The following is a 26878-nucleotide window of genomic DNA, read 5'->3' as shown; positions in this document are numbered from 1 at the left end:
GTCGCATGTCGGCGCGGTCTTGCCGTTCAGCTCGGGGTATTGTTGCACCGGGGCGGTGTTGATCCACGTGACTTGTCAGAGCAACGGGTATACTGTCAAAAGTGTCATGAAGTTGCCTCAATCGTCCCCTATCAAGGTCGGGATGCAGGGCAAAAAGACCCTGAAACAGACGCAATAAAAGACAGGCAAACCAATGGCAGACAACACATCAGTTCAGGTGCGCCCGTTGGTCGCCTCGGATCGCGACCGCTGGGGCGTGTTGTGGACCGGCTATCTGGATTACTACGAAACCACCCTGCCACCCGAGATTTACGATGTTTATTTCGACCGTCTGCTGGGCGACGACCCGCGTGATTATTCCTGTCTGGTGGCAGAAGTGGATGGCAAGCTGGTGGGCCTGACCCATTACCTGTTCCACCGCCACGGCTGGAAGGTCGAAGACACCTGTTATTTGCAAGACCTGTATGCCGACCCGGACGTGCGCGGCATGGGCGTGGGCCGCGCGCTGATCGAGGCGGTCTATGCCGCGGCGGACGCTGCGGGCGCGCCGTCGGTCTATTGGCTTACGCAGGATTTCAACCACACCGCCCGTCAGCTTTATGACCGGATCGGGACCAAGTCGCCGTTCATCAAATACACGAGAAGCTGATGCGCAAGCTTATGCTTCCTGCGGTGCTGGTGCTGAACGCCTGTATGCCGGTGTCGCACAACGACATCCCGACGCGCGCCATCGCACCGCAACAGGCCCTGCCCGCGATGAAGGTCTTTGCCACCGCGCACCCGGTGCGCACGGTCAAGTCGAATGCCGACCTGGCGCAGGATTTCCTGGCGCTCAGCTTTGCGCTGGAATCGGGGCGTGCGCTGTCGATCTTTACCCGCTTTGACGGGCCGATCACCGTGCGCGTGACCGGCGCGCCACCTGCCTCGCTCAGCCCCGATCTGAACCGTCTGATCACCCGGTTGCGCACCGAGGCGGGCATCGACATCAGCCGCACAACGGGCGCACAGGCCAATATCACCATTCAGGCCGTCGCGCGCGACGACATCCGCCGCACCATTCCCGATGCGGCCTGTTTCGTGGTGCCGAACGTGTCGTCGCTGGACGAATATCGCCATATGCGCCGGTCGTCGCGCACCAGCTGGAGCGCGTTGGAGAAACGCGAAAAGCTGGCGATTTTCCTGCCCAATGACGCCAGCCCGCAAGAGGCCCGCGATTGCCTGCACGAGGAGTTGGCCCAGGCCATCGGGCCGTTGAACGATCTGTACCGGCTGCCGGATTCGGTGTTCAACGACGACAACGTGCACACGGTTCTGACCGGCTTTGATATGATGATGCTGCGGGCCTATTACGCGCCCGAATTGCAGACCGGGATGACACGCGCGCAGGTGGCAGCGCAGTTGCCGAAAGTGTTTGCCCGCATCAATCCCGCCGGACAGGGTCGGCCCGCGCACCCGATCTCGGAGACACCGCGCGCATGGTCGGATGCCGTGCAAACCGCGCTTGGCCCCGGTGCCTCGCCAAGCCAGCGCCGTTCGGCGGCGGCGCAGATGCTGGCAATCGCGACCCAGCTGGGCTGGACCGACCATCGCCTTGCCTTTGCCCATTATGCCAACGGGCGTTTGCTGATGAATTCCGACGCGGAAGCGGCACAACAGCATTTTCTCCTTGCCGACCGCTATTACGCCGCGACGCCGGGTGCCGAACTGCACCGCGCCTATGTGGCGACACAGCTGGCCGCCTATGCCATCAGCCGTGGCGAGGGCGAGCAGGCCCTGGCACAGGTGGACCCTTATGTTGACCTGGCCGCCGCAAGCGAAAACGCGGCCCTTCTGTCAACCTTGCTGATGTTGCGCGCCGAGGCGCTGGAACTGACGGGACGGCACGCCGAAGCACGTCGTGTCAGGGTGGACAGCCTGGGGTGGGCGCGGTACGGCTTTGGTCCAGACTGGGCTGTGCGGGCCAAGGAGCGCGAGATTGCGTCGCTGAACCCGCTCAACGGATAAACGGGTGCAGATATGATCGTGATCGCAGGGGCAATAATCGGAGCCATCGTCGGCGGGCTAACCGCGCGTCGCCGCAAGGGCAACCGGCTGGACATCGCACAATACGCCGCCGGATATGGCATCGCCTTTGCCCTTGTCGGGCTGATTGTCACCGTGTTGATCGACAGGGCTGCCGGCTGATGTTTCTGCGGTTCTTCGATCAGTTGCGCAAGGCCGGTGTGCCGGTGTCGCTGCGCGAATTCCTGGCCTTTCTCGAAGGCATGAAGGCGGGTCTGGCGACCTATGACGTCGAGGCGTTCTATTACCTGGCCCGCGTGTCGATGGTGAAGGACGAGCGCAACATCGACAAGTTCGACCGCGCCTTTGCCGCCACCTTTGACGGGTTGGAGGAGATCAGCATCGAGCAGGTACTGGAGGCCGTGGACATTCCCGCCGACTGGCTGGAAAAGCTGGCCGAAAAGCACCTGAGCCCCGAAGAAAAGGCCGAGATCGAAGCCGCAGGCGGGTTCGAAAAGCTGATGGAGACGCTGAAAAAGCGTCTGGAAGAACAGAAAAAACGCCACCAGGGCGGATCGAAGTGGATCGGCACCGCGGGCACCTCGCCCTTTGGCGCCTATGGCTACAACCCCGAAGGCGTGCGCATCGGTCAGGACAAGTCCCGCCACCAGCGCGCGGTCAAGGTCTGGGACAAGCGTGAGTTTCGCAATCTGGACGACACGGTCGAACTGGGCACGCGCAACATCAAGGTGGCCCTGAAACGTCTGCGCCGCTGGGCGCGCGACGGCGCCCAGGAAGAGCTGGACCTGAACGGCACCATCCGCGCCACCGCCGAACATGGCTATCTGGACGTGAAAACCCGCCCCGAGCGGCGCAACGCCGTCAAAGTGCTGTTGTTTCTGGACATCGGCGGGTCGATGGACCCCCACGTCAAAGTCATGGAAGAGCTGTTTTCGGCGGCCAAGTCCGAATTCAAGCACATGGAACATTTCTATTTCCACAACTGCCTGTACGAAGGCGTGTGGCGCGACAACCGCCGCCGCTGGGACGCGCAGACCCCCACGCACGAGGTGCTGCGCACCTATGGGCCGGATTACAAATGCATCTTCGTGGGCGACGCGTCCATGTCACCCTATGAGATCGCCTATCCCGGCGGGGCCAACGAACATTGGAACCCCGAAAGCGGTCAGGTCTGGCTGGAACGGGTGCGCGCGCAGTGGAACAGCACGCTGTGGATCAACCCGATCCCCGAGAAATACTGGGACTATACCCAGTCGATCAAGATGATCCGCGAGATCATGGGGCCGGATGCGATGGTGCCGATGACGCTGGAAGGTCTATCGCGGGGGATGAAGGCGCTGACGCGTTAACGCCGCACACCCTCCAACAGGTCGTCCTGTACGGTGCGATCGCCGTGCAGGACGCTGATGTCGCCCGTTGGCTCAAAAACCACGGCGCGCACCTCGTCCAGACGCAGCACATTGGCCTCGCGCAGTTTGCCGATCAGGTCGGCGCGGGTCAGTTTGGCCATGGTCAGGTTGTGATCCAGAAACGCGCCGTCTTCCATCACCAGCAGCGGTGTGTTGTCGACCGCCGTTCGCATGACGTCAAAATGTGTCCGCAACCGCCCGATCACCGACTGCACCACAAACAGCGCGACAATTGCGGCTATCCCGATGGCCACCACGGTATCCGTGCCCACCACAACACTGGCCAGAACCGACCCCATCGCCACCGTGATGACAAAGTCGTGGCCCGACATCTTGGAAAAGGACCGCAATCCGTTGATGCGTGTCAGGATCAGGATGACAACCACCATGACCGCCGCCTCGACGCCCGCCTGCAAAAGTGTTCCCGTCGATGGCATCTGCTTTCCCCCGCCTTTATTTACTGTCTCTCAACGTCGGCCCTTGGGTTACGTTCCCCGTGCGCCGATTTCCGCAAGTCTTTGGGGGCTGTGTAATTTCACTTGGCGAAGATCACGCCCCGCCGTAACGTGCCGCAATGTCTGACGCACCCGTGACCCATATCAACCTGAGAGACTTTGCCGCCGATCCCTATCCGGCGCTGGCAAGGATGCGTGCAAAGACACCTGTCACCTATGTGCCCGAACTGGGGGCCACGCTGATCACCCGCCGCGACGACGTCCACGCGCAGGAAAAGCGGACCGAGGTGTTCTCTTCGCGCCAGCCCGACGGGCTGATGACGCGCCTGATGGGTGAAAACATGATGCGCAAGGACGGCGAGGCGCATATGGCCGAACGCCGCGCGCTGTTTCCTGCCCTCAGCCCGCGCACCGTGCAGGAGCATTGGAAACCGATCTTTCAGGCCGCCGCACGCGAACAGATCAAGCGGTTGCTGCCGCGCGGGTCGTGCAATCTGGTGACCGATTTTGCCATGCCGGTGTCGGCCATGGCGCTCAAGGCGATCACCGGGCTTGAGGCGATGACCAACGCAGAAATGGACGATGTCAGCCAATCGATGATTGACGGCTGTGCCAACTATGCAGGCGACAAGGGGACCGAAAGCCGCTGCAAACGTGCAACGCGGTTCATCGACGATCACATCACCGATGCGTCGCACGCGCCCCCCGATCGCTCGGCCCTGCAAGTGATGACCGACGCGGGCCTGCCCGAGGACAGCATCCGCGCCAATATCAAGCTGATCATCTCGGGCGGCCAGAACGAGCCGCGCGATGCGATTGCCGGCACCATCTGGGCGCTGCTGACCCATCCGTCGCAGCTGGAAATGATCCGCGACGGGCGGGCCACATGGGCCGACGCCTTTGCCGAATACGCCCGCTGGATTTCCCCCATCGGCATGTCGCCCCGCCGCGTGGACCGCGCTGATACCGTTCTGGGCGTGACCTTTGAACCCGAGGACCGTGTGTTCCTGATGTATGGCTCGGCCAACAGGGACGAGGCGCATTTCGCCGTGCCCGACAATTTCGACATCACGCGCAACACCCAGCCTGCCATCAGTTTCGGTGCAGGGCCGCATTTTTGCGCAGGGGCCGCCGCCGCGCGCTGTCTGATCACCGAGGTGGCGCTGCCGCTGGCGTTCACCCACCTGAAGAACCTGCGTCTGGCGGGCGATGTGCCGTTCACGGGATGGGCCTTTCGCGGGCCGGTCAAAATGCCGGTCAAGTGGGACAGCTGAGTGTTGCCCTGCCCCTGCGTGCGCCCCATATCTAACGGATGTTGAAGTTCACCCCGATCCTGCTGGCGGTCCTTTACGCCCTTGTGATGTACCGGTTTTCGGTCTGGCGGCTGAAGGGTGAGCTGGACCAGAAATCGACCGAGCTGGCCGACCCGATGCTGCGCACGCTGTGCGACCGGATGGCCGCTGCGCTGAATCTGCCGCGCATCCGTGTTCACATCTACGAGGTTGCGCCGATCAACGGGCTGGCCGCACCCGACGGGCGCATCTTCATCACGCGCGGGTTCTACAAGGCGTTCCGCGAGGGCAAGGTGTCGGCGGACGAGCTGGCCTCGGTCATTGCGCATGAATTGGGCCATGTGGCCCTGGGGCATTCGCGCCGCCGGATGATCGACTTTTCGGGACAGAACGCCCTGCGCACCGCCATGGCGATGGTGCTGTCGCGGTTCTTGCCGGGTATCGGTGTTCTGATCGCCAACGGGTTGACCAGCCTGCTGGCGGCACGGCTGTCGCGGTCGGATGAATACGAGGCCGACGCCTATGCCGCCGCGCTGCTGACCAAGGCGGGCATCGGCATCGCGCCGCAGATCACCCTGTTTGAAAAGCTTGAGGCCCTGACGCAAAGCAATTCCGGCGCGGCCCCTGCGTGGTTGATGAGCCACCCCAAGACCACCGAACGCATCGCTGCATTGCGCAGCCTGGATGCGAAATGGACGAAGGATTAACCCAGCGCCTTACCGATCCGTGGCAGGCGTGCTTTTTTCATCAGGGCGCGCATGGTCCAGTCGGTGCCTGACATCGCCCGCGCCTGTTTCAGTACATATTCGCCCACATCCTGTACAACTTCGGGCTGGTTCTGCCAGACCTGATGCAGGTAGCCATCGGGGTCAACGCGGGCGAGCCCCTCTTCGGCCAGGATGTTGCGTGGGAAGTCCTTGGCGTTCAGGGTCATGATCACGTCCGCCGATCCGGCAATCGCCGCGCCCAGCACGTGGATGTCATTCTCATCCGGCAGCCACAGCCTCTGCAACAGCCCTGCCTGCGGGGTGACGCTGGCGCGGGGCCATGCGGCAGAGAGCATCGCAATCTCGCCGCGCGCCTGTGCCTCGCCTTCGGGGCCCAGCCGTGCCGCCGCGCGTGCCCATTCTTCCAGCAGACGCGGCGACCATTGCGGCTCGAACACGCCGGCCGATGCGACGCCCAGCACCATTTCCCGCATCACGGTGGGATAAAGCACACAGGCGTCGATCAGGATCTTCACGAAGGGCCGCTTACAGCCGGAAGAACAGGGCTTTGAGATAGCCGCTTTCGGCCAGAGCCGGCAGCAGCGGGTGGTCGGGTCCGGCAAAGCCGGTGTGAATCAGCGCGGCCTGCCGCCCTGCCCGTCCGATGCCCCGCACACAGGCCGAGCGGAACTGTGTCAGGTCGGCGGCGTGCGAACAGGAACACAGCACCAGAATGCCGTTTTCAGCCACCAGCGGTGCCGCCAGACGGGCGACACGTTCATAGGCGCGCAGCCCCGGTTCCAGCGCCTTGCGCGAGGGGGCAAAGGCGGGCGGATCGCAGACCACAACCTCGAACGGATCGACCTGCCCTTCCAGATCGGCCAGCACCTCGAAAGCGTCGCCCTGGCGGGTGTCGAACTTGTCCGACACGCCCATGGCGTCCGCACCGGCGCGCGCCAGTTCCAGCGCGGGGGCCGAGCCATCGACCGCCAGCACATGTTCGGCACCGCCCGCCAAAGCGGCCAGGCCAAAGCCGCCGACGTGGCTGAACACATCCAGCACCCGCGCGCCCTTGGACAGGCGTTTGGTAAAGGCATGGTTGGGGCGCTGGTCGAAGAAGAGGCCGGTTTTCTGACCCGTGGCCAGATCGGCCATGTAGGTGGCACCGTTCATCGAAACCGCGACGGGCCCTTCGGGCTGCACGCCCAAGAGCACCTCGTTCACGTCGTTCAGCCCCTCAAGGCTGCGTGTCCGGCCACCGGCGTTTTTCAGGATGTTGGTGCAACCTGTCACTTCGGCCAGGGCAGATGCCAGATCGGCCAGCATCATCTCGGCCCATGCGGCGTTGGGCTGGATCACGCAGGTGTCGCCGAACCGGTCGATGATCACACCGGGCAGCCCGTCGGCTTCGGCGTGGATCAGACGGTAGAACGGTTCGTCAAACAGTTGCGCGCGCAGGATCTGGGCGCGGGCCAGGTGTTTGATCAGCCATTCACGGTTGATCTGCGCCGCCGGATCGCTGTCCAGCATACGCGCGATGATCTTGCTTTCGGGGTTGACGGTGACCACGCCCATGGGCGTGCGGTTCTCGTCCACCAGTTCGGCAATGGTGCCGGGGGCCAGACCGCGCGTGCGGCGGTCGGTCACCAGTTCGTTGGCATAGACCCAAGGAAAGCCGTGACGGATGGCACGTGCGTTGGCTTTGGGCAAAAGGCGGACCACGGGACGGTCGGCTGGACCATCTGCGGGGGCATCGGAATGCAATGAGGGCGCTGTCATAGCGCCCTCATACATGGATTTGGCTGTTGAATGGAAGATCAGAGTTGGTTGATCGCCTGCATGAAGCCCAGTTTCGGGTTTTCAAAGCCACCGGCGCTCAGTTCCTGTTGCAGGACGTTGGCCAGATGGGCGGTGATCCGCACCTTTTGTGTCTCACCGCGGGCCACGGCCTCGATCGCATGCTGGCCGCCAAAGGCCTTGAGGTCGGCCCGGACCAGATGCGGCGCGCCGATCACTGCCCCGGTGGTGGCATCGCGCAGTTGCATGGTGAAAGCAATGGAATGCACGCCGCCCACTGTATAACGGGCCTTTTCGGTCAGCGCGTGAAAGCGCGAGACGGTCACGTCGAGGATCACAGGTGTGCCGCCGGTCAGTGTCGCGGCACCGCGTTGCAGGGCATCCTCGAAGATGGCCTTGACCTGTGCGTGACGGTCGCCCAGCGGGTCCTCGCGCCAGACGATGTCGCCGCTGGGGTAATAGCGGTTGGCCTCGGACACTTTCAGCGATTTCGGCACGTCGACGTTGATCTGGGTGATGTGAAACGCGGACAGGGCGGCCTGGGGTGCCGTGACCTCGGGGCCTGATGCGGCAAAGGCCATCACGTCCACCGACGCCGATGTGACGGCGGGCGTCGTTTCGAACGGAGCGTTGCGGGTGGCGGTTTCGATATTGGCACAGGCCGACACCATGGCGCCCAGTCCCAGCAATGTGATCAGTTTCATCAGTTTCATATCTGTCTCCGGTGGCACGGTTATCTGCTCGGTTCGTGTGCCTTCGACGATATGTTTGCCGGTGAATTGGGGCGGGAATGGGTCAATAATGAAGAATTGTGATGAATTGTTGATGGCGCAAATGATTGTTTCTCTGTCGATTATCGTGGGGCTGTGGCTGTGGGTTGCACGCTGTGTGCCACCGCGCCGGACAGGCTGAGGCGGCCATTGATAAGTCGGTAATTTTTTTCAGCTAGGGTTTCGCGATGTCCGTGCCGTTTGCCGTCTTTGCCGATCCTTGAGAGCCGCCCGCTGGGCAAGTCGTCATGATCTGAAGCAAAGCCGGGCCGCGATGCGCGGACAAGGCCCGGCTTGGGATCAGGCCGGTCTGTCGGCGCACGATAAGCGTGTTGCTGAAATTTCGAAACCGATGAGACCGAGAACAGATGCCCACGAGCTATGAAGTCATCTTCCTGGGGACGCTTGCGAAGATCGACCCGACCCAGAGCAACGAGGTTGTCGAGAACGCAGCCGGGATATTGGGCACGCATGGGTCGGCCAACGACCCGCTGAGCAGCCATGTGCACAATCTGAGCGCAGAGCGGCTGAGCGAGGACGACAATGACACCTATGACACCGACAACGGTGGCGGATATGACAGTTTCCGCATCGATGGTGGCACCCCGCAGGATTTCGACGCTGTCGCGACCTATACTGCGGTTGTTCATTATATCGACGGCACCACTGCCAATGTCACCGCGGTGGTCTTTCAGGACGTCGATGGCAACACCTACCTGGCGCCAGAGACGACCCAGAATGCCGATCAGGCGGCGCTGACGGCCAAGCCGATCCAGTCGATTGATCTGACCGGCGTGATCGCCAACACCGGCGACATGGCAGCCGATCGGGTGGCGGGCGAATTCAAGACCGCCGTCGACGGAACGGCCGGCAACGACACCATGACCGTCGGCTATACCGATGCCCAGGGCGACCAGATCACCAGCGGGAACGACTTTGTCGCGGGATATGACGGCGACGACCTGATATCGACAGGCGCCGGCGACGATACGTTGATCGGCGGCGATGGCGACGACACCCTGCGCGGCGGCGCGGGCGCCGACAGCATGGATGGCGGCACCGGTCGCAACGTTCTCGACTATTCTGACAGCACCTCGGGGGTTTCCGCGAACCTTCTGACCAATGTGGTCTTTGGCGGCTATGCCGATGGCGATACGGTCATCGACATGACGGATGTGGCCGGCAGCGCCTTTGGCGACACGCTTGTCCTTTCGAACACGTCAGGGGCGGCCTGGGGTGCTGGGGGCGACGATTCCCTGCGCGGCGGCACAGGGGACGATTCGCTGTTCGGCGGGGATGGCAATGACACGCTGGAGGGCATGGCGGGAAGTGACACGCTGTATGGCGGTGCGGGCGACGACCTGATCCATGGTTACGAATGGATGGCCACGCCCGATGGGCTGGACAGCAACGACCTGATCCATGGCGAAGCGGGCAACGATACATTGGGCGGCGACGAAGGCGACGACACCCTTTTCGGCGGCGATGACGACGATGTGCTTTACGGCTGGTACGGCGACGACCAGATGTTCGGCGACGCAGGCAATGATATGCTGTTTGGCGAAGCCGGTGACGACCTGCTTGGGGGCGGTACGGGCGATGACACGCTGTCGGGTGGCACCGGCAACGATACCTTTGTCTATGTGTCCGGTGACGGCGCCGACACCATCACCGATTTCAACACCGGCAACACCGGCGCGCTGAACGACGGCGACACCACCAACAATGATTTCATCGACCTGTCGGCCTTTTACGACAACATCTGGGAATTGCGCGCCGATTTTGCCGATGACGGAATCCTGAACCAATCCAACACCACGGACCTGGGCGGCGATGCGGTCGATTATTCGGACAACACCCAGTTTGCGGCAGGCGACAGCCTGACCTTCCAGGGCGCGGATCAAAGCAGCTTTGCCACCGACAACACCGGCGTGGTCTGTTTTGCTGCGGGCACGCTGATCCTGACGCCCGCGGGCGAGGTGCCGGTTGAACGCCTGCGCCCCGGCGATCTGGTCGTGACAAAGGACAACGGGCCAAGGCCGGTGATCTGGAGCAATATGCGCCGACTTGGACTGGCTGAGCTTGTCCGCAGGCCGTCGCTGAGGCCGGTCGAGATCAAGGCCGGCGTTTTTGGCAATCAATGCCCGCTGATCGTGTCACCGCAGCACGGGATTGTGGTGCGTCATGACAACACCGAGATCCTGTTGCGCGCCAAGCATCTGGCCGAAATGGATGGCGGAACCGCGCGTGTCAGGAAGGGGTGCCGGGGCGTGACCTATTGCCACCTGATGTTCGAACAGCACGAGGTGATTTTTTCCAACGGCTTGCCCAGCGAAAGCTTTTTCCCCGGCCCCGAGGCGATCAAGACATTGGACAATGCCGCTTACAACGAACTGATCGGCCTGTTTCCCGCGTTAAGCCGCGGTTGCGACCGGGCGCGGGTCTTGCGAAGCTATGGAAAAACAGCGCGCGTATTTTTGCGCCGCAACACGCGGCCGGCCCGTGTCGACAGTCTGCTGTCTCCCTGACCGGTGGCCGTGGTCACGCCCCAGCGGCGCCTAGTCCCGCGACCTGCTGCGCCAGCCGCCGCGACGGCGCGGTTTGTCCATGGCCGCGAGCCCCTCGGTCATGACCTGTGTCATTGGGTGGTCCGGCGCAGCGTCGTATTGCACCAGCAGCGCCTGTAACGCGGTCCGGGTGTCCGCATCCACCGGCAGGCTGAGCGCCCAGTCCAGGAAGATCGTCCGGCATTCGGATGCGGTGATCCCGTCGATGCGGAACGATTCAAAGATCAGCCCCTTGGGGTCGTTATGGTCACCCTTTTGCATCATGTCTCTTTCACTTCTGGCAATGCCATGTCGATCACCTCTGCCGCTGCTGCCGTGCGCTCCGCCAGTGCGCCGGCCAAGGCGGTCACGTCGGGCTGGTCGGTGATCCGCAACAAAAAGGCCGTACCGCCCTGCCCCAAGGCATCGGTGTCCAGCGGCGCCTGTGTCAGCAAGCGCACCGCAATCTGCATATCAAAGCACAGGCCATAAGCCCGCAGCAACACATCCGCTGCCGCCTGATCCCACAGACCGCAGTCCACGCCGCCCGCAACACCGCTGGCCACATCGCGCGCCAGCCGCCCGGACAACAGTCCGCCCAGCTGTGACGCCAGTTCGATATCCTGCAACCGGCCCCGCCCCAGCTTGGTGTCCCAGGGGCCTGCGGGATGTTTGGCCGCCGCGATCCGCGCGCGCATGTCGGCCACGTCGCGCAGGGTCTGGCTGCGGTCGCGCGGGCCGCGCATCAGGCTTTGGCGGAACGTTTCGATGTCGTCGATCAGATCCTGTGGCCCCGCGATGGCCTGTGCACGGGTCAGCGCCAGGTGCTCCCATGTCCAGGCCTCCTTGGTTTGGTAGTCCTGAAAGCTGGCCCAACTGGTCGCCACCGGACCCTGGTTGCCCGAGGGGCGCAGGCGCATGTCGACCTCGTAAAGCTTGCCCTGCGCGGTGTTGGTGGTGATCGCGGTGATCAGCGCCTGGGTCAGACGGGCGTAATAGGGCCGTGTGGCGAGCGGCTTTGGCCCGTCCGAGGCGTCGGCATCCAGCGGATCGTAAATCACGATCATGTCCAGATCCGACGTGGCGCTGAGCGTTCCGGCTCCAAGCGAGCCCATGCCCAGCACCGCCGCCCCCCGCCCCGGCGGCGGACCGAAACGGCGGGCGAATTCATCCACCACCACCGGCCACAGCGCCCGCACGCAGATGCGCGCCAGATCGGAATAATGGGTGGCGGCCTCTTGCGCAGAGATCACGCCGCGCAACAGGTGCACGCCGATGCGAAAGTGCCATTCCTTGGCCCAGCGGCGGGCGATGTCCAGCCGGGATTCGTAATCCGCCTCGTCCTGCAACGCGCTTTCCAGATCGGCCTGCCAGACCTGGGTATCAGGCCAAGCGTCAAAAAACGCGCCTCCGATCACCGCGTCGAACACGCCTGCGTTCTGGCTGAGGTGTTTGGCCAGCGCGGGCGACGTGCCGACGATGTCGATCAGCAGATCGACAAGCTGCGGGTTCGCCTCGAACAGGGAAAACAGCTGAACCCCCGCAGGCAGCCCGGCCAGAAACCCGTCGAGCGCGCGCAATGCCTCGTCCGGTCGCGCGGCACGTGAGAGTTTTTCGAGGAAGATCGGCCGGATGCGTTCAAACACCGCCGCGCCGCGCGCGTTGCGCAAGGCGGGATACGTAGGCCAGCGGTTCGTGATCGACAGGTCGATGTCGGGCACCTTGCTTGCCGCTTCAGAGGGGGCCGAGGGGGCAAAGAACCCTTCGGTGTCCTCGTGCACGGCCTCCAGCCGCGTGCGCAGGTCGGTCTTCAGGCTGTCCATATCGGTGTCCATCATCGCCGCCAGCCGCTCAAACCCCTTGTCTGTCGCAGGCAACCGGTGGGTTTGCGCGTCGCGCACCATTTGCAGCCGGTGTTCCACGGTGCGGTGGGCGCGGTAATGGTCGGTCAGGCGCGTCGCAACCTCGGTCGGTATCCAGCCCTTTTCCGCAAGCACCTGCAACCCCGGCACGGTGCCACGCACCCGCAGGTCGGCGTCGCGTCCGCCTGCGATCAACTGGCGTGTCTGGGTGAAAAACTCGATCTCGCGGATGCCGCCGCGCCCCAGCTTCATGTTGTGATCGGGCAATGTGATCGGACCGCCCAGCCCCTTGTGCTCGCGGATTGCCAGCCGCATGTCGTGGGCGTCCTGGATGGCGGCAAAGTCCAGGTGGCGGCGCCAGACAAAGGGGCGCAGGGTGGTCAGGAACTTGTCGCCCGCTGCCAGATCGCCCGCCGCCGGTCGCGCCTTGATATAGGCGGCGCGTTCCCATGTGCGGCCAAGGCTTTCGTAATACCGCTCTGCCGCCTCCATCGACAGGCACACCGGGGTCACGGCAGGATCGGGGCGCAGGCGCAGGTCGGTGCGGAACACGTACCCCTCGCCGGTGATGTCGTTCAACGCCGCACTCATCGCCCGCGTGGCCCGCACAAAGGCGGCGCGCGCCTCCTGGTAGTCGGCGGGGTCAAAGCGGCTTTCGTCAAAGAGGCAGATCAGGTCGATGTCCGAGGAATAGTTCAATTCGCCCGCGCCCATCTTGCCCATGGCCAGCACCACCATGCCGCCTGCATCCGCCACGTCGTCCGGCCCCATGCCCGGCAGCTTGCCGCGTTTGATCTGGGTGGCGATCCCGGCCCGCAGCGCGGTGTCGCAGGCCGCATCGGCCAGCGCCGTCAGTGTGCCGGTGACCTGCTCCAGCGGCCAGACCTCGCCCAGATCGGCCAGCGCCGTCAGCAGCGCCACGCGGCGTTTGGCCTGACGCAGGCCGCTCATCAGGTTGGCCTGCTCCAGTGCTGCGACGGTCTGCAATGTGTCCGCCAGCGCCGCATCGGGGTCTTGCAGGGCCTGCGCGATCCAATCGGCCTCTTTCTCGATCAGCCCTGCCAGATAGGGGCTGCACGCCGCCGTTCCCGCGAGCAGGTCAGCCTGTTCCGGTGTCACGTCATGCACCCGCGCGCGCGCCTCGGCGCCGCGGTCGGGATCAAAGGGGCGTGGGATACGGTTCGGGATCAGGGGATGTGTCATGGCCCCACTTTGCCCGCTGTTCCCGCCGCGTCAATGGGCGGCGCGCGGTCGCCCATTTCGGCCCTTGCGCCCGGCGGCGACAATTGCCACTTATGCCCGCATGAGCAAGAGCCTGAAACGTGTCCGCGCCGCCCTCGAGGCCGCCGGGCTGACCGCAGAAATCACCGAAACCGCCCTGGCCCGCACCGCCGAGGATGCAGCCAATGCCGTGGGTTGCGAGGTGGACCAGATCGGCAAATCGATCGTGTTTCAGGGCCAGACCAGCGGCCGCGCCGTCCTGTTCGTTACCGCAGGCGGCAACCGCGTCGACGTGGCCAAGGCCACGGCATTGGCGGGCGAAGAGCTGGGCAAGGCCGACGCCGCATTGATCCGCGCACAGACGGGGTTTGCCATTGGTGGCGTGTCGCCGGTGGGCCATCTGTCCCCGATCCAGTGTTTTTTCGACCGTCGCCTGATGGATTTCGACGTGATCTGGGCCGCAGCAGGCACGCCGCATCATGTTTTCAAGGCCGAACCGGCAGAGCTTGCAAGAATTTGCGACGGGCAAGTCTCTGATTTTACTTGATCCTTTCGGTTAATGTAAAAAACATTCACATAGCCCCTTGCGTCATCGCGCAGAATACCCAAATTGATTGATGTGAAAGACATTCACATTCCGGCCAAGACCCAATCAAACCGGGATTTCCACGTTGATGATGAAAGGTTCACATGATGACAACTGTTACTGCACCTGCCTCCTCGGCCTCGAACCCCGGCTGGTTCGCCCGCACCGAAGGCTGGCTGGATGATCGCGGCAAAGGCGCATGGATCGCCCTGATGGTCCTTGGCTTTGTCTTTTTCTGGCCCGTCGGCCTTGCAACCCTGTTCTACATGATCTGGAGCAAACGTATGTTCAGCAAATCCTGTTCGTCCCGCCGCATGTCCCGTTCGCTGACCACCATGCGGTCCACCGGCAACTCGGCTTTTGACAGCTACAAGGCGGACACGCTGCGCCGGCTGGAAGAAGAGCAAACAAACTTTGAAGCTTTCCTGGAGCGTCTGCGCGATGCCAAGGACAAGGCCGAGTTCGACCAGTTCATGAACGAGCGCGCCAAGCCCGGCAAAACGGAAGCCGAAGCCTGAGGCGCACCCAGACACCACGGCTGGCCCCCACGCGGGGCCGCCCCACCCCTTGCCACAGAAGGCTGTCATGACCTATTCCGACGATCTGATCGAAGACCCGAAGTTCTACCGCGATGTCACGTCCAAACGGTTCATGGCGTGGATCGTCGACACCATCCTTGTGCTGGTGCTGGCTGTGATCATCGTGCCGTTCACCGCGTTTACGGCGCTGTTTTTCTTTCCAATTCTCTATGCCACCATCGACTTTGCCTATCGGACGATCACGCTGGCGAACCGGGGTTCCACCTTTGGCATGCGGCTGACCGCCATCGAGATCCGCAATGACGACGGCACACCGCTGGACCTGGGCCAGGCGCTGATCCACACGGTCGGCTACTATGTCAGCTGGGCCATCTTTCCGCTGCAGCTGTTGTCGGTGATCTTCATGTGCGCCTCGGCGCGCGGTCAAAGCCTGACCGACATTGCACTGGGCACGGCGGCAATGAACCGCCGGAGCCTGCGCTAATTCTTGTAAACCTTGAATCGAAGTGGCTCTTGTCAGACAGTTCTGTGCGGGTATCATTGACTAAAATCGTACGGATCGTTCATGCGCCACTCTCTGCCTCTTGCGCCGCAGTTCTATGTAACTGCCCCACAGCCCTGCCCCTATCTGGACGGCAGGATGGAGCGAAAGCTGTTCACCGCCCTGCAAGGTGAAAACGCAGGGCGGCTGAATGACAGCCTGTCGCAACAGGGCTTTCGCCGCTCGCAGAATGTGCTGTACCGCCCGTCCTGCACCGATTGCGCGTCCTGCCTGTCTGCGCGCATCAACGTGGCCACCTTCAAACCCAGCAAAAGCCAGAAGCGCACGCTGCGCCGCAACGCGGACATCAGCCGTCGCGCCACCTCGCCCTGGGCGACCGAGGCGCAATACGACCTGTTCCGTCACTATCTGGACAGCCGCCACGCGGACGGTGGCATGGCCGATATGGACGTCTTCGAATTCGCCGCGATGATCGAGGAAACGCCGGTGCGCAGCCGCGTGATCGAATATACCGACACCGACGATACGCTGATCGGCACCTGTCTGACCGACGTGCTGGCCGACGGGCTGAGCATGGTCTATTCCTTTTACAGCCCCGACATGCCGCGCAACAGCCTGGGCACCTATGTGATCCTTGATCATATCGCCATCGCGCGCGAGGCCGGGCTGCCCTATGTCTATCTGGGCTACTGGGTGCCCGGCAGTCAAAAGATGGGCTACAAGGCCAACTTCTCGGGCCTGGAAATCTACACGGGCGGCAAGTGGAAAAAGCTGCACAATCCTGATGATTACAGCCCCGACACCCATCCGCTGTCTGCCGAACCCATTGCCGAACAGGTGGCCAACATTGCCCTGCCGGACAGCCGCCCGGCGCGCTGATGGGCTTGTGACGCGGCCGCGCGGGAACGGACAAAAGGGATCGCTCTCATGACACTTCTCACCCGCCTGAACATCACCGTCCCGATCATCCAGGCCCCGATGGCAGGTGTATCAACTCCGGCGCTGGCCGCTGCCGTATCGAATGCAGGCGGGCTTGGCTCTCTCGGTGTGGGGGCCACGGATGCGAACGGTGCGCGCAAGATGATCGAAGAGACCCGCGCGCTAACCGACCGTGCGTTCAACGTGAACCTTTTTGTCCACGCGACCCCCACGGCGGATGCTGCGCGCGAGGCTGCATGGTGCGACGCCCTGCGCCCGCTCTTTGCCGCGTACAACGCCGAACCGCCGGGCGCATTGCGCACCATCTACCAAAGCTTTGCCGACGACGATGCCATGTTCCGGATGCTGCTGGACACCGCCCCGCCGGTGGTCAGCTTTCACTTTGGCCTGCCGGACGCGGAGCGTATCGCGGCGCTGAAGGCTGCGGGCTGCACCTTGCTTGCCTCTGCCACGAACCTCGGAGAAGCGCAGGCCATAGCGGACGGAGGCTGTGACGCCATCGTGGCGCAAGGATTCGAGGCCGGCGGTCATCGCGGCATGTTCGATCCCGCGGCCCCCGATGCGATGCTGGGCACCTTTGCCCTGACCCGTCTGCTGGTCAAAAACACGTCCCTGCCGGTGATTGCCGCAGGGGGCATCATGGACGGTGCCGGCATTCGCGCGGCGCTTGACCTGGGGGCTGTTGCCGCCCAGCTTGGCACCGCCTTTGTCGCCTGCCCCGAAAGCAGTGCCGACGCGGCCTATCGCGCGGCCCTGTCCAGCGATGCCGCCCATCACACCACGATGACCACCGCCATCTCGGGCCGCCCGGCGCGCGGGCTGGCCAACCGCTTTACCGCATGGGGGGCGCAAACCTCGGCGCAGCCTCCGGATTATCCCATCGCCTATGACGCTGGCAAAGCTCTGAACGCTGCCGCCAAGGCCGCGGGCGAAACCGGTTTCGGTGCCCAATGGGCAGGCCAAGGCGCACCGCTGCACCGTCCCATGCCGGCCTCCGATCTGCTGGCGCTGTTGCACAGGGAATCGCAATAGCCGGTTTTTTTGGCCCCAAAAATCCCGAAGGTCTGGAGGCAGAACCTCTAGGTCCAGCGCGGCCACCCTGCACGACCGAAAAAGGGCGCATCCATACGGACGCGCCCTTTTCCCGTTTCAGCCTACCGGACAGATCAGTTCGGGATCAGGTCCGGCACAATCGTCACGATGGACGGGAAGAACCACAAGATACCAAGCCCCGCCACCTGGATCAGCACAAAGGGCACGATCCCGCGATAGATGTGGCCGGTGGTGACCTCTTTGGGGGCAACGCCGCGCAGGTAGAACAGCGCAAAGCCAAAGGGTGGCGTCAGGAACGAGGTTTGCAGGTTCACCGCGATCATGATCGTCACCCATTTGGGATCGAAAGTGCCGCCATAGATGACCGGCCCGACAATGGGGATCACGATGTAGATGATTTCAAGGAAATCCAGCACAAAGCCCAGCAGGAACAGCACCAGCATCACCAGCAGGAACACCGTGATCTCGTTGTCGAACGACTTGAGGAACATCTGGATGTAATGTTCGCCGCCAAAGCTGATGACCACGAGGTTCAGGATCTGGCTGCCGATCAGGATGGTAAACACCATCGACGTCACCTTGGCCGTTTCACGCACGATGGGTGACAGCACGCCTGCGGTGAACAGAATCCAGCAGCTGAACAACAGGCCGAACAGCGCATAGAGATAGGCGGCATAGGCGACAAAGAACGCGACCCAGCTTTCGAAGGAGACGCCTTCGATGTTGATGCGCAAGTCAAAGTTCACGCCGACCAGGATACAGACCAGAATGGCCAGCGTGGACCAGATGATCACCTTGGGGCTGCGGTCCGTGTCGGTCAGCTTGCGGTAGGCCGCCAGCATGATCGCACCGCCCGCCCCCAGCGCCGCCGCAGGCGTCGGGTTGGTGATACCGCCCAGGATCGAGCCCAGAACCGCCACGATCAGAACCAGCGGCGGGAACACCACGCGGATCAGCTCGTTCTTGGCGCAGCTGATGGCCCCGTGATAGCAGCCGTAGAGCAGCGCCGCGAAGGGCACCGCCATCAACAGCACGTAGACGCCCGAGGACGTACGCGGGCCGATCAACAGGATGTCGACCAGCAGCACCAGCACCGCCCCGATGGCCCCCACCACCAGCGGACGTTTGTCGCGCGACGGCGCGACGCCGCGCGCTGTGGTCAGGATCAGACCGGCCAGGATCAACAGGATCGCGGTGCCTGTGCCGATGGGGGCTGCATTCGCGACCTTGGCGTCGATGGCCTCTTGCAGGGCTTCGGGCGACAGGCGCTCGGATGCGTGCAGGCCACCGGCCGCGTCGATCTCTTGTTGTTGTGCAACCGCCGTGTCCCATTTGGACTGGCCGTGCAGTTCGATCATCGACGCCTTGCAGTCTTCGGACACATTGGTGCGCAGCGACGCGCCCTTTTCGATGTCCGAGAAGGACGACACGGTCATGTTCTGTGATCCGACCACGCCGACATTGCCCAGCAGGATCGTCCCCACCACCATCAGCATCGGCACGCCCAGGAACCAGGTAAACCCTTCGCGGCGTGTGATCGGTTCGGAATTGCTGGCCCCCATCGGCACCGCCGGGGCTTTCTCGGGGTTCAGCAGCGCGTAGACAAAGGCATAAAGCGCATAGAGCAGCGCCAGCAGGATGCCCGGCAGCAGAGCCGCCTGGAACAATGTGCCCACGGACAGAACCGCCGGTTTGCCCAGATAGCTGAGCGCATCGGTACAGCCCGCAAGCTGGGCGCGCTGTTCCTGTGCGGCGGAATAGAGGTCACCGGCCAGCGTGCCCAGCAGGACGATCACGATGGACGGCGGAATGATCTGCCCCAGCGTGCCGGATGCGGCGATGACGCCTGTGGCGATCTCGGGCGAATAGTTGTTGCGCAGCATGGTCGGAAGCGCCAGCAGGCCCATGGTGACCACGGTCGCGCCCACGATGCCGGTCGAGGCGGCCAGGAACGCCCCCACCACCACGATCGACACGGCCAGACCGCCCGGCAGCGGGCCAAAGACACGCGCCATCGTGGTCAGCAGGTCGTTGGCGATTTTCGAGCGTTCCAGCGTGATGCCCATCAGGACGAACATCAGCACCGCCAGCAGCGTTTCAATCGACTGGCCTGCCAGAACCCGTTCGTTCATGCGGTTCACGATAAAGGACACGTTGCGGTCCATCGCGACTTCCCAGCCTTGCGGGAACACCGATTCCGCCACACGCGGCAGGTCGGGGTATCGGAAGATACTGATCGCATCCGCCTTGACCCCGCTGTTGACCAGATCGCGATAGGCGGCGCTGGACTGATCGATTGCCTGGTGGATCAGCAGCCCCGCGCTGTCCAGCGCCGCGATGATCCCGAACGAGATGATGCCCGCCCCGCCGATGGCAAAGGCCACCGGAAAGCCCGACAGGATGCCGCCAAACAGGCAGACAAAGACGATGATCAGGCCAATTTCGACGCCATCGAGTCCAAACAACATGATATTCTGTCCCTAATCTTTGCGTGCGGGCGGTGTGCGCCCGTCATTATTGTGTGTGGTGATGATCGGTGCGCACATCAGTGCGTGCCCTCATAGGCTTCTTCGCCCGCTCCCAGCGTGTCGCGGTCCAGGTATTTGCCTTCGGATTCTTCGCCTTCACGCATTTCGCACCAGCTGCGGTAGAACGTGGAAATCGCTTGCAACATCACCATGGCGCAGAAAGCGACCAGCAGGATCTTGAACAGGAAGTAGCCGTTGAAACCGTTGGGCGAAAAGCCGATGGTTTCGACGTTCCATTTCAGAATCCTGGCCTTGCGCAGCAGCAGATCCAGGCTGTCCGAGGCCGAGGGGTTCGGCGTGACCAGGTGCCGCCACAGAAAGAACCAGCCGTACATCCAGGTGATGATCGCGAAAGGCATCATGAAAAAGACCGAGCCGAACATGTCGATGATCTTCTTGGTGCGGAACTTCACGCCTGCATAGAACAGGTCAACCCGCACGTGCCCGCCCTGAACAAAAGTGTAAGCCACGCAAAGGCTGACCACCAAGGCGTTGTAAAGTTTCAGTTCTTCACCGAACCACGAGATGTCGAACTGAAGCGGGATACCGAAACCGAAAGAGATGTCGGGGCGGGTAAAGATCCGCTGCATGAACACGATGACGATCTGTTGCAGGACCATCAACAGGCCCGCCCAGGCAACAAAGCGACCAATGGTGTTGTTGAACCCTTCAAGCACGCGCACGCAACCCCACATGAACCCGCGGTGCCACATGCCAAAGGCGGTGATGATCAGCAGGAACACCAGCGCCACAAAGAACAGCTCGACCGAGCCGCCGTAGTAGATAAAGCGCATCATGGCCTGGGGGTCGGTCCAGTTCAGCCACATGCCCGGGTTCAGCACGGCGGCGAAAAAGTTATAGAACGCCTCAAGCAGGTTTCCAAAAATGAACTGTAACAGTCCGCTGTCCTGAAACTTATCGAGACAGCTGAGCTTTGCGCCCTCTGCCGCCCGGAAAAATCCCTCGCAGGTCACGTCGTTTTCCATGGTCGTCCCCTCCCCGCGTGCGTGCCGGACTTGGCGCCGGATTTGCACAGTTGCCGTCTTGGCCCGATAACGCGGGCCGGATGCAGTTCAGGGGCCGTGTCTTGGACACGGCCCCTGAGTTCTGATCAGATCTGGATTAGCCCGCGCTCAGCACGCGCTCGCGCTGTTCGACATAGAAGGCGTCCGATTTCTGCAGCCATTCAGCCGAAGATTTCATCGACGCTTCAAAGCTGCCACGGATGTCTGCGAACAGGGTGTCGTTCATGTTCTCGTCCATGACCTCTTTCGAGGCGGAACCGAAGGCGTCCCAGACGTCGTCGGGGAACTGCATGGTTTTCACACCCTGCTGTTGCAGACGCGCCAGTGCGGCACCGTTGTTGGCCAGCGTTTCGGCCAGACCGGTGTGCGTGGTGGCCATCGCGGAATATTCGATGATCTTCTGCTGGGCCGGTGTCAGTTCGTTGAACACATCCAGGTTGACCGACGCCGTCAGACCCGAGCCCGGCTCGTGGAAGCCCGCCGTGTAGTAGATCTTGGCGACTTCCTGGAAGCCCGCGCGTTCGTCCGCGAACGGGCCAACCCACTCCAGACCGTCCAGCGCGCCCGAAGAAAGCGCCTGATACAGCTCGCCGCCGGGAATGTTCTGGACCGATGCGCCCAGTTTGCCCAGCACCTTGCCACCCAGGCCCGGCATGCGGAACTTCAGACCGTTGAAGTCGGCAGCCGAGTTGATTTCCTTGCGGAACCAGCCACCGGACTGCGAGCCGGAGTTGCCGGCCAGGAACATCTTCATGTTGAAGATTTCACCGATCTGGTTGTGCAGCTCGTGACCGCCGCCATGCAGGTACCAGTTGGTCAGCTCCTGCGCGGTGCCGCCGAAGGGCACGGCGGTGAAATAGGCCAGACCGGGGTGCTGGCCGATAAAGTAGTAGTCAGCCGCGTGATAGATGTCAGCCTGACCCGAAGACACGGCGTCGAACACTTCGAACGCGCCGACCAGCTCGCCGGGGGCTTTTTTCTCGATGGTCAGAGTGCCGTCCGACATCTCGTCAACCATGTTGTTAAAATAGGTTGCCGCATCGTCCAGCACGGCAAAACCGCGCGGCCAGGCTGTAACCATTGTCAGGGTGCGCTTGCCTTGTGCGTAAAGCGGTGCGGCCAGCGTGGTCGCGGCGGCAGCGGTGCCGCCCAACGCAGACGTTTTCAGAAATGAACGACGGTCCATTTTAACTCCTCCCAAAGTTTATGTAGCGACCGCTCTGGTTCTGGATGAAGGCGGTCGTTTCAGTGTTGGTCAGACTACGCAGCCGCGATTCAAATGAAATACCAAGTACTGCGTAGTTGGGGCCTTTGACCGGTCAATAACCTTAAAACACATGGATTTTTTTCTGTCTGACTGGCGCGTGCCGGTGCTCTGCGCGCCCTGCCCTCTATGATTTTGGCATCAAACCGCTTATCGAATCATCATGCACCGTCTTTGGCCCCGTTTCACATTCAGCTATGCGCAGAAACTGTCGCTGGTCGCAGCGTTGCCGTTGGTTCTGGCCGTGTCGGCGATTGCCATCCTGGTGACGGTGCAGGCGCGTGCCTTGGCGGATCGTGAAATCCAGGCGCTGGAGAACCAGTTGATCCGGGCCAAGAAGGCCGAACTGCGCAATTACGTCACGCAGGCGCGCAACGGGTTCTATTTCGTCTATGGCAATGCGGCACCCGATGACGACCTTGCCAAGCAACAGGTCAATCAGATCCTCGCCGCCATGATCTATGATCGCGAAGGGTTCTTCTTTGTCTACGACTATGACGGCACCAACCTTGTCAGCCCGCGCCAGACCGAGCGGATCGGCCGCAACTGGATGGACGAGACCGACAGCGAAGGCACGCACGTGGTGCGCGACCTGATCAACATCGCGCGGCAAGGCGACGGCTATCTGACGCACCTGTGGCCCAAACCCTCGACCGGGGAAGAGGCGCGCATGATCTCTTATGTCACCTCTTTCCCAAGCTGGCAGTGGGCCGTGGGCACCGGCGTCTACATCGACGACGTGCTGGCCACCACCGCCGCCGCCCGCGCCGAGGTCGAGGCGCGGGTGCAGCGGACCTTTGTCTATATCACCGTCATCACCCTGCTGGCGGTTCTGCTGGTTTACGGCTCTGGCATGTTCATCAACCTCCGCGAACGCAGGCTGGCGGATGCCAAGCTGAAGCGGCTGACCCAGCGGGTGTTTGACGCGCAGGAAGAGGAACGCGGGCGGGTGGCGCGGGAACTGCATGATGGCATCAGCCAGATCCTCGTGGGCGTCCGCTTTGCCCTGGACATCGCGCGGCGGCGGTTGAAGTCCGGCGCTTTCGACACCGCAGACAAATCGCTGGACCAGGGCATTGAAAACCTGGCTGCCGCGATTGCCGAAGTGCGCCGGATCAGCCGCGACCTGCGTCCCGGCGTGCTGGACGATCTGGGCCTTGGCCCCGCGATCAAGGCGCTGACCCACGATTTCCAGACCCGCACCGGCGTCGAGACAACCTTTAACACCGTGGTCTTTCGCAACCGGCTGGATCAGGATTCCAAGATCGCACTTTATCGCATCGCCCAAGAGGCGCTGACCAACATCGAACGCCATTCCGGTGCCACCCATGTCACCGTCGACTTGCGCGGCCACCGCCGGGGCGCGACGTTGCGCGTCACCGACAACGGCTGTGGAATCCCGCGGGAAACCCGCGAAACGCGGGGCAACCAGCGCGGCATCGGCCTGCGCAACATGCAGGAACGGGTTGAACAGCTGGACGGAACCTTGCGCATCACGTCCTCGCGCGGCAAAGATACCGCCTCAGGCACGCCGTCCGGTACAACCATCGAGGCAACCGTTCCGCTGACCCACCTGTTGCCGCCCGATCCCAAATCCGGCCCAGATCCGACATCCGACCTGCCCCCAAAAAAGAGCCATGCATGACCGAACTGACCCCGCTGCCCCACCCCATCCGCGTTCTCGTGGTCGACGATCACCCCATGGTCGCGCAAGGAATCCAGTCCATCCTGGAAAGCTATGACGACCTGATGGTGGTCGGCACGCTGGGCAACGGGCGCGACGTGATCAACCAGTTGGACACCTTGAAACCTCATGTGATCCTGATGGACCTGAACATGCCGGAAATGGGCGGGCTGACCGCCACCGAACTGGTGCTGGAGCGCAGCCCCGACACCGCGGTGCTGATCCTGTCGATGCATGACAGCCCCGAATACATCGCCTCGGCGCTGGATCATGGCGCGCGCGGCTATGTGCTGAAAGACGTGCCCACCGACGAGATCAAGGACGCCATCGACGCGGTGATGCGCGGCGAACGTTACCTGTGCACCGGTGCCCAAGGGTCGATCGAGCCGAAGTCCGGCGACATGCGCTCGCAACTGACGGACCGCGAACAGACGATCCTGCTGCAACTGGCGCAGGGGCTGTCGAACAAGGATGTGGCCCGCGACCTGGATATTTCGGTGCGTACCGTCGAGACCCATCGCAAGAACATCAAACGCAAGCTGGGCATCTCAAGCACCGCAGGATTGACCCGCTACGCGATGGAGCACGGCGTGCTGCAAGGCACCGGGCGCTGAGCGCAGCACCGATTCCCTTGCCGGTTTTGCGCTTGTGTCGCGAGAATCTCGGACCGCGAAATAAAATGTCGCAAAAAAGCGCCCTCGCGACACTTTTTCTTGCCGTTTGACTGTTGACGCCCTCGGACCCCGCTCATAATGTCCCGAAACGCACTTAACAGGACCCAAGACATGCTAGACGTCGTCGTCATTGTTGGATCAACGCACATGGGCCGGTAACGGTAGACCAGAATTCGACCCATGTGCCCCCGCCAGAACGGGGGTTTTTTTATGTGCGCAAGACAGTATGGCGTAACCGGAGTAGAGCTATGACACGTCAAATGAGCGGAGCAAAGATGGTGGTTCAGGCCCTGATCGATCAGGGCGTGGACACGGTATTTGGGTATCCCGGCGGCGCCGTCCTACCGATTTACGACGAGGTGTTTCAGCAAAACTCGATCAAGCACATTCTGGTGCGCCATGAACAGGGTGCGGTGCATGCCGCCGAAGGCTATGCCCGCTCGACCGGCAAGCCGGGCGTGTGCCTTGTGACCTCCGGCCCCGGCGCCACCAATGCGGTGACCGGCCTGACCGATGCGCTGCTGGACAGCATCCCGATCATCGTTCTGACCGGACAGGTTCCGACCTTCATGATCGGCTCGGATGCGTTCCAAGAGGCGGACACGGTGGGCATCACCCGCCCCTGCACCAAACACAACTGGCTGGTGAAAGAGACCGACAAGTTGTCCGGCGTGATCCACGAGGCGTTTCATGTGGCGACCTCGGGCCGTCCCGGCCCTGTGCTGGTGGACATTCCCAAGGACGTGCAGTTTGCATCCGGCACCTATACCGGACCGAAACCGACGCAGTCGCACTATCAGCCCACCCTCAAGGGCGACATGGAAGAGATCACCGAACTGGTGGCCGCACTGGAAACCGCCAAGCGTCCGATTTTCTACACCGGCGGCGGCGTCATCAACTCGGGGCCTGCGGCCTCGCAATTGTTGCGCGAACTGGTCGAGGCGACCGGTTTTCCGATCACCAGCACCCTGATGGGTCTGGGCGCCTATCCGGCGTCGGGCGACAAATGGCTGGGCATGTTGGGCATGCACGGGCTGTACGAGGCCAACATGGCGATGCACGGCTGTGACCTGATGATCAACATCGGTGCGCGCTTCGACGACCGGATCACCGGCGTGCTGGATGCTTTTTCGCCCAAGTCGATCAAGGCGCACATCGATATTGACCCGTCGTCGATCAACAAGGTGATCAAGGCCGACATTCCCATCGTGGGCGACGTGGCCCATGTGCTGGAAGACATCCTGAAGGTCTGGAAATCACGCGGTCGCAAGACCAATGCCGAAGGCGTGGCCAAATGGTGGAAACAGATCGAGGAATGGAAAAAGGTCGACTGCCTGAGCTTCAAGCAAGAGGGCAAGGTCATCAAGCCGCAGTACGCGCTGCAACGGCTTGAGGCGCTGACCAAAGACCACGACCGTTACATCACCACCGAAGTGGGCCAGCACCAGATGTGGGCGGCGCAGTACCTGGGCTTTGAGGGTCCGAACCGCTGGATGACATCCGGCGGTCTGGGCACCATGGGCTATGGTTTTCCGGCGTCCATCGGCGTGCAGATGGCCCACCCCGAGGCGCTGGTGATCAACGTCGCGGGCGAGGCAAGCTGGCTGATGAACATGCAGGAACTGGGCACCGCGATGCAGTTCAACCTGCCGGTCAAACAGTTCATCCTGAACAACGAACGTCTGGGCATGGTGCGCCAATGGCAGGAATTGCTGCACGGCGAACGCTATTCGCATTCGTGGTCGGAAAGCCTGCCTGATTTCGTGAAACTGGCCGAAGCCTTCGGCGCCAAAGGGATCCTTTGTACTGACCCCGACGATCTGGACGATGCGATCATGGAAATGCTGAACCATGACGGTCCGGTCCTGTTCGACTGTCTGGTCGAAAAGCACGAGAACTGCTTCCCGATGATCCCGTCAGGCAAGGCACACAATGAAATGCTTCTGGGCGAGGCCGACACCCAGGGCGTCATCGACGCCAAGGGTTCGGTGCTGGTGTAAAGG

24 protein-coding genes are annotated in these 26878 nt (G+C 62.5%); 15 read left to right on the top strand and 9 right to left on the bottom strand.

All coding sequences use genetic code 11. The features are described from left to right. Positions 1-193: 193 nt before the first annotated feature. Genes BUC08_RS02700 through BUC08_RS02685 form a run of 4 tightly spaced genes read left to right on the top strand, consistent with a single transcriptional unit; the run spans position 194 to position 3371 of the window. A complete protein-coding gene (locus BUC08_RS02700; protein ID WP_037920814.1) occupies positions 194-649 on the top strand; it encodes a GNAT family N-acetyltransferase in 456 nt (151 codons plus the stop codon). Continuing rightward, complete coding sequence (locus BUC08_RS02695; RefSeq protein WP_037920817.1) at positions 649-2004, top strand: DUF2927 domain-containing protein; 1356 nt, start codon at positions 649-651, stop codon at positions 2002-2004. Before BUC08_RS02700 ends, BUC08_RS02695 begins: the two co-directional genes overlap by 1 nt. A 12-nt stretch (positions 2005-2016) precedes the next feature. Beyond that, positions 2017-2184 carry an apolipoprotein acyltransferase gene (locus BUC08_RS02690; protein ID WP_073194105.1) on the top strand — a complete coding sequence of 56 codons (168 nt, stop codon included), beginning with the start codon at positions 2017-2019 and terminating at the stop codon, positions 2182-2184. Beyond that, a complete protein-coding gene (locus tag BUC08_RS02685) occupies positions 2184-3371 on the top strand; it encodes a vWA domain-containing protein (RefSeq protein ID WP_037920819.1) in 1188 nt (395 codons plus the stop codon). The genes BUC08_RS02690 and BUC08_RS02685 overlap by 1 nt, the downstream gene beginning before the upstream one ends. Here the strand turns inward: BUC08_RS02685 and BUC08_RS02680 are convergent. Next, positions 3368-3868: a DUF421 domain-containing protein gene (locus BUC08_RS02680; protein WP_037920821.1), complete on the bottom strand. Its 501-nt coding sequence runs from the start codon at positions 3866-3868 to the stop codon at positions 3368-3370. The genes BUC08_RS02685 and BUC08_RS02680 overlap by 4 nt on opposite strands. Before the next feature lie 137 nt (positions 3869-4005). On the opposite strand from BUC08_RS02680, the gene BUC08_RS02675 reads away from it, so the two are divergent. Together BUC08_RS02675 and BUC08_RS02670 are read left to right on the top strand one after the other, a co-directional pair. Further along, complete coding sequence (locus BUC08_RS02675) at positions 4006-5160, top strand: cytochrome P450 (protein ID WP_037920823.1); 1155 nt, start codon at positions 4006-4008, stop codon at positions 5158-5160. A gap of 38 nt (positions 5161-5198) precedes the next feature. Beyond that, positions 5199-5885, top strand: a complete 687-nt coding sequence (locus BUC08_RS02670) for a M48 family metalloprotease (protein ID WP_037920826.1) — start codon at positions 5199-5201, stop codon at positions 5883-5885. Here the strand turns inward: BUC08_RS02670 and BUC08_RS02665 are convergent. Genes BUC08_RS02665 through BUC08_RS02655 form a run of 3 tightly spaced genes read right to left on the bottom strand, consistent with a single transcriptional unit; the run spans position 5882 to position 8395 of the window. Next, a complete protein-coding gene (locus tag BUC08_RS02665) occupies positions 5882-6421 on the bottom strand; it encodes an RSP_2648 family PIN domain-containing protein (protein WP_037920829.1) in 540 nt (179 codons plus the stop codon). The two genes, BUC08_RS02670 and BUC08_RS02665, sit on opposite strands and share 4 nt — an antisense overlap. 10 nt (positions 6422-6431) lie before the next feature. Further along, on the bottom strand, positions 6432-7664 hold the full coding sequence (locus tag BUC08_RS02660; RefSeq protein ID WP_051693946.1) for an RSP_2647 family RNA methyltransferase: 1233 nt from the start codon (positions 7662-7664) through the stop codon (positions 6432-6434). Between the two features lie 38 nt (positions 7665-7702). Beyond that, positions 7703-8395, bottom strand: a complete 693-nt coding sequence (locus BUC08_RS02655; RefSeq protein ID WP_037920832.1) for a DUF6778 family protein — start codon at positions 8393-8395, stop codon at positions 7703-7705. 425 nt (positions 8396-8820) lie between these two features. On the opposite strand from BUC08_RS02655, the gene BUC08_RS02650 reads away from it, so the two are divergent. Continuing rightward, positions 8821-10980, top strand: a complete 2160-nt coding sequence (locus tag BUC08_RS02650; RefSeq protein ID WP_037920835.1) for a Hint domain-containing protein — start codon at positions 8821-8823, stop codon at positions 10978-10980. A gap of 30 nt (positions 10981-11010) precedes the next feature. Here BUC08_RS02650 and BUC08_RS02645 read toward each other — a convergent pair whose 3' ends face one another. Together BUC08_RS02645 and BUC08_RS02640 are read right to left on the bottom strand one after the other, a co-directional pair. Continuing rightward, the gene (locus tag BUC08_RS02645) at positions 11011-11280 is read right to left on the bottom strand and encodes a hypothetical protein (protein ID WP_037920837.1); all 270 of its coding nucleotides are present in this window, start codon (positions 11278-11280) and stop codon (positions 11011-11013) included. Then, entirely contained in the window at positions 11280-14063 is a 2784-nt protein-coding gene (locus BUC08_RS02640; RefSeq protein ID WP_037920843.1) for a [protein-PII] uridylyltransferase family protein, read from the bottom strand. The genes BUC08_RS02645 and BUC08_RS02640 overlap by 1 nt, the downstream gene beginning before the upstream one ends. A 100-nt stretch (positions 14064-14163) precedes the next feature. On the opposite strand from BUC08_RS02640, the gene BUC08_RS02635 reads away from it, so the two are divergent. From BUC08_RS02635 to BUC08_RS02615, 5 genes are all read left to right on the top strand, one after another. Continuing rightward, complete coding sequence (locus BUC08_RS02635) at positions 14164-14628, top strand: YbaK/EbsC family protein (protein WP_037922049.1); 465 nt, start codon at positions 14164-14166, stop codon at positions 14626-14628. Positions 14629-14774: 146 nt separating this feature from the next. Continuing rightward, positions 14775-15185 carry a DUF2852 domain-containing protein gene (locus BUC08_RS02630; RefSeq protein ID WP_037922053.1) on the top strand — a complete coding sequence of 137 codons (411 nt, stop codon included), beginning with the start codon at positions 14775-14777 and terminating at the stop codon, positions 15183-15185. Positions 15186-15252: 67 nt separating this feature from the next. Further along, complete coding sequence (locus BUC08_RS02625; protein WP_037920846.1) at positions 15253-15690, top strand: RDD family protein; 438 nt, start codon at positions 15253-15255, stop codon at positions 15688-15690. An 81-nt stretch (positions 15691-15771) separates the two neighbouring features. Next, on the top strand, positions 15772-16587 hold the full coding sequence (locus BUC08_RS02620) for an arginyltransferase (RefSeq protein ID WP_028956336.1): 816 nt from the start codon (positions 15772-15774) through the stop codon (positions 16585-16587). Between the two features lie 48 nt (positions 16588-16635). Further along, complete coding sequence (locus BUC08_RS02615; protein ID WP_037920848.1) at positions 16636-17679, top strand: NAD(P)H-dependent flavin oxidoreductase; 1044 nt, start codon at positions 16636-16638, stop codon at positions 17677-17679. 134 nt (positions 17680-17813) lie between these two features. Here BUC08_RS02615 and BUC08_RS02610 read toward each other — a convergent pair whose 3' ends face one another. The 3 genes from BUC08_RS02610 to BUC08_RS02600 form a co-directional block, all read right to left on the bottom strand. Next, entirely contained in the window at positions 17814-20168 is a 2355-nt protein-coding gene (locus BUC08_RS02610; RefSeq protein WP_037920850.1) for a TRAP transporter large permease subunit, read from the bottom strand. 77 nt (positions 20169-20245) lie between these two features. After that, positions 20246-21214 (bottom strand): TRAP transporter small permease subunit, encoded by a 969-nt coding sequence (locus BUC08_RS02605; protein WP_037920851.1) that lies wholly within the window; start codon positions 21212-21214, stop codon positions 20246-20248. A 136-nt stretch (positions 21215-21350) separates the two neighbouring features. Continuing rightward, positions 21351-22439 carry a TRAP transporter substrate-binding protein gene (locus BUC08_RS02600; RefSeq protein WP_028956332.1) on the bottom strand — a complete coding sequence of 363 codons (1089 nt, stop codon included), beginning with the start codon at positions 22437-22439 and terminating at the stop codon, positions 21351-21353. A gap of 241 nt (positions 22440-22680) precedes the next feature. Between BUC08_RS02600 and BUC08_RS02595 the strand changes: the two genes are divergently transcribed. From BUC08_RS02595 to BUC08_RS02585, 3 genes are all read left to right on the top strand, one after another. Further along, on the top strand, positions 22681-24162 hold the full coding sequence (locus BUC08_RS02595; RefSeq protein WP_051693824.1) for a cache domain-containing protein: 1482 nt from the start codon (positions 22681-22683) through the stop codon (positions 24160-24162). Further along, positions 24159-24815, top strand: coding sequence for a response regulator transcription factor (locus BUC08_RS02590; protein ID WP_037920852.1), 657 nt, complete (start codon positions 24159-24161; stop codon positions 24813-24815). The genes BUC08_RS02595 and BUC08_RS02590 overlap by 4 nt, the downstream gene beginning before the upstream one ends. A gap of 308 nt (positions 24816-25123) precedes the next feature. Further along, complete coding sequence (locus BUC08_RS02585) at positions 25124-26875, top strand: acetolactate synthase 3 large subunit (RefSeq protein WP_037920853.1); 1752 nt, start codon at positions 25124-25126, stop codon at positions 26873-26875. Positions 26876-26878: the final 3 nt, after the last annotated feature.

It is taken from the genome of Pseudosulfitobacter pseudonitzschiae, from assembly GCF_900129395.1.
Classification (GTDB): Bacteria; Pseudomonadota; Alphaproteobacteria; order Rhodobacterales; family Rhodobacteraceae; genus Pseudosulfitobacter; species Pseudosulfitobacter pseudonitzschiae.
This window is presented reverse-complemented; position numbering and strand designations above follow the sequence as displayed.

What these genes read in the sequence shown, in the direction of transcription:
- BUC08_RS02700 (WP_037920814.1), top strand. Translation starts at nt 194, where the DNA reads ATGGCAGACAACACATCAGTTCAGGTGCGCCCGTTGGTCGCCTCGGAT.
- BUC08_RS02695 (WP_037920817.1), top strand. Translation starts at nt 649, where the DNA reads ATGCGCAAGCTTATGCTTCCTGCGGTGCTGGTGCTGAACGCCTGTATG.
- BUC08_RS02690 (WP_073194105.1), top strand. Translation starts at nt 2,017, where the DNA reads ATGATCGTGATCGCAGGGGCAATAATCGGAGCCATCGTCGGCGGGCTA.
- BUC08_RS02685 (WP_037920819.1), top strand. Translation starts at nt 2,184, where the DNA reads ATGTTTCTGCGGTTCTTCGATCAGTTGCGCAAGGCCGGTGTGCCGGTG.
- BUC08_RS02680 (WP_037920821.1), bottom strand. Translation starts at nt 3,868, where the DNA reads ATGCCATCGACGGGAACACTTTTGCAGGCGGGCGTCGAGGCGGCGGTC.
- BUC08_RS02675 (WP_037920823.1), top strand. Translation starts at nt 4,006, where the DNA reads ATGTCTGACGCACCCGTGACCCATATCAACCTGAGAGACTTTGCCGCC.
- BUC08_RS02670 (WP_037920826.1), top strand. Translation starts at nt 5,199, where the DNA reads ATGTTGAAGTTCACCCCGATCCTGCTGGCGGTCCTTTACGCCCTTGTG.
- BUC08_RS02660 (WP_051693946.1), bottom strand. Translation starts at nt 7,664, where the DNA reads ATGACAGCGCCCTCATTGCATTCCGATGCCCCCGCAGATGGTCCAGCC.
- BUC08_RS02655 (WP_037920832.1), bottom strand. Translation starts at nt 8,395, where the DNA reads ATGAAACTGATGAAACTGATCACATTGCTGGGACTGGGCGCCATGGTG.
- BUC08_RS02650 (WP_037920835.1), top strand. Translation starts at nt 8,821, where the DNA reads ATGCCCACGAGCTATGAAGTCATCTTCCTGGGGACGCTTGCGAAGATC.
- BUC08_RS02645 (WP_037920837.1), bottom strand. Translation starts at nt 11,280, where the DNA reads ATGCAAAAGGGTGACCATAACGACCCCAAGGGGCTGATCTTTGAATCG.
- BUC08_RS02640 (WP_037920843.1), bottom strand. Translation starts at nt 14,063, where the DNA reads ATGACACATCCCCTGATCCCGAACCGTATCCCACGCCCCTTTGATCCC.
- BUC08_RS02635 (WP_037922049.1), top strand. Translation starts at nt 14,164, where the DNA reads ATGAGCAAGAGCCTGAAACGTGTCCGCGCCGCCCTCGAGGCCGCCGGG.
- BUC08_RS02630 (WP_037922053.1), top strand. Translation starts at nt 14,775, where the DNA reads ATGACAACTGTTACTGCACCTGCCTCCTCGGCCTCGAACCCCGGCTGG.
- BUC08_RS02625 (WP_037920846.1), top strand. Translation starts at nt 15,253, where the DNA reads ATGACCTATTCCGACGATCTGATCGAAGACCCGAAGTTCTACCGCGAT.
- BUC08_RS02620 (WP_028956336.1), top strand. Translation starts at nt 15,772, where the DNA reads ATGCGCCACTCTCTGCCTCTTGCGCCGCAGTTCTATGTAACTGCCCCA.
- BUC08_RS02615 (WP_037920848.1), top strand. Translation starts at nt 16,636, where the DNA reads ATGACACTTCTCACCCGCCTGAACATCACCGTCCCGATCATCCAGGCC.
- BUC08_RS02610 (WP_037920850.1), bottom strand. Translation starts at nt 20,168, where the DNA reads ATGTTGTTTGGACTCGATGGCGTCGAAATTGGCCTGATCATCGTCTTT.
- BUC08_RS02605 (WP_037920851.1), bottom strand. Translation starts at nt 21,214, where the DNA reads ATGGAAAACGACGTGACCTGCGAGGGATTTTTCCGGGCGGCAGAGGGC.
- BUC08_RS02600 (WP_028956332.1), bottom strand. Translation starts at nt 22,439, where the DNA reads ATGGACCGTCGTTCATTTCTGAAAACGTCTGCGTTGGGCGGCACCGCT.
- BUC08_RS02595 (WP_051693824.1), top strand. Translation starts at nt 22,681, where the DNA reads ATGCACCGTCTTTGGCCCCGTTTCACATTCAGCTATGCGCAGAAACTG.
- BUC08_RS02590 (WP_037920852.1), top strand. Translation starts at nt 24,159, where the DNA reads ATGACCGAACTGACCCCGCTGCCCCACCCCATCCGCGTTCTCGTGGTC.
- BUC08_RS02585 (WP_037920853.1), top strand. Translation starts at nt 25,124, where the DNA reads ATGACACGTCAAATGAGCGGAGCAAAGATGGTGGTTCAGGCCCTGATC.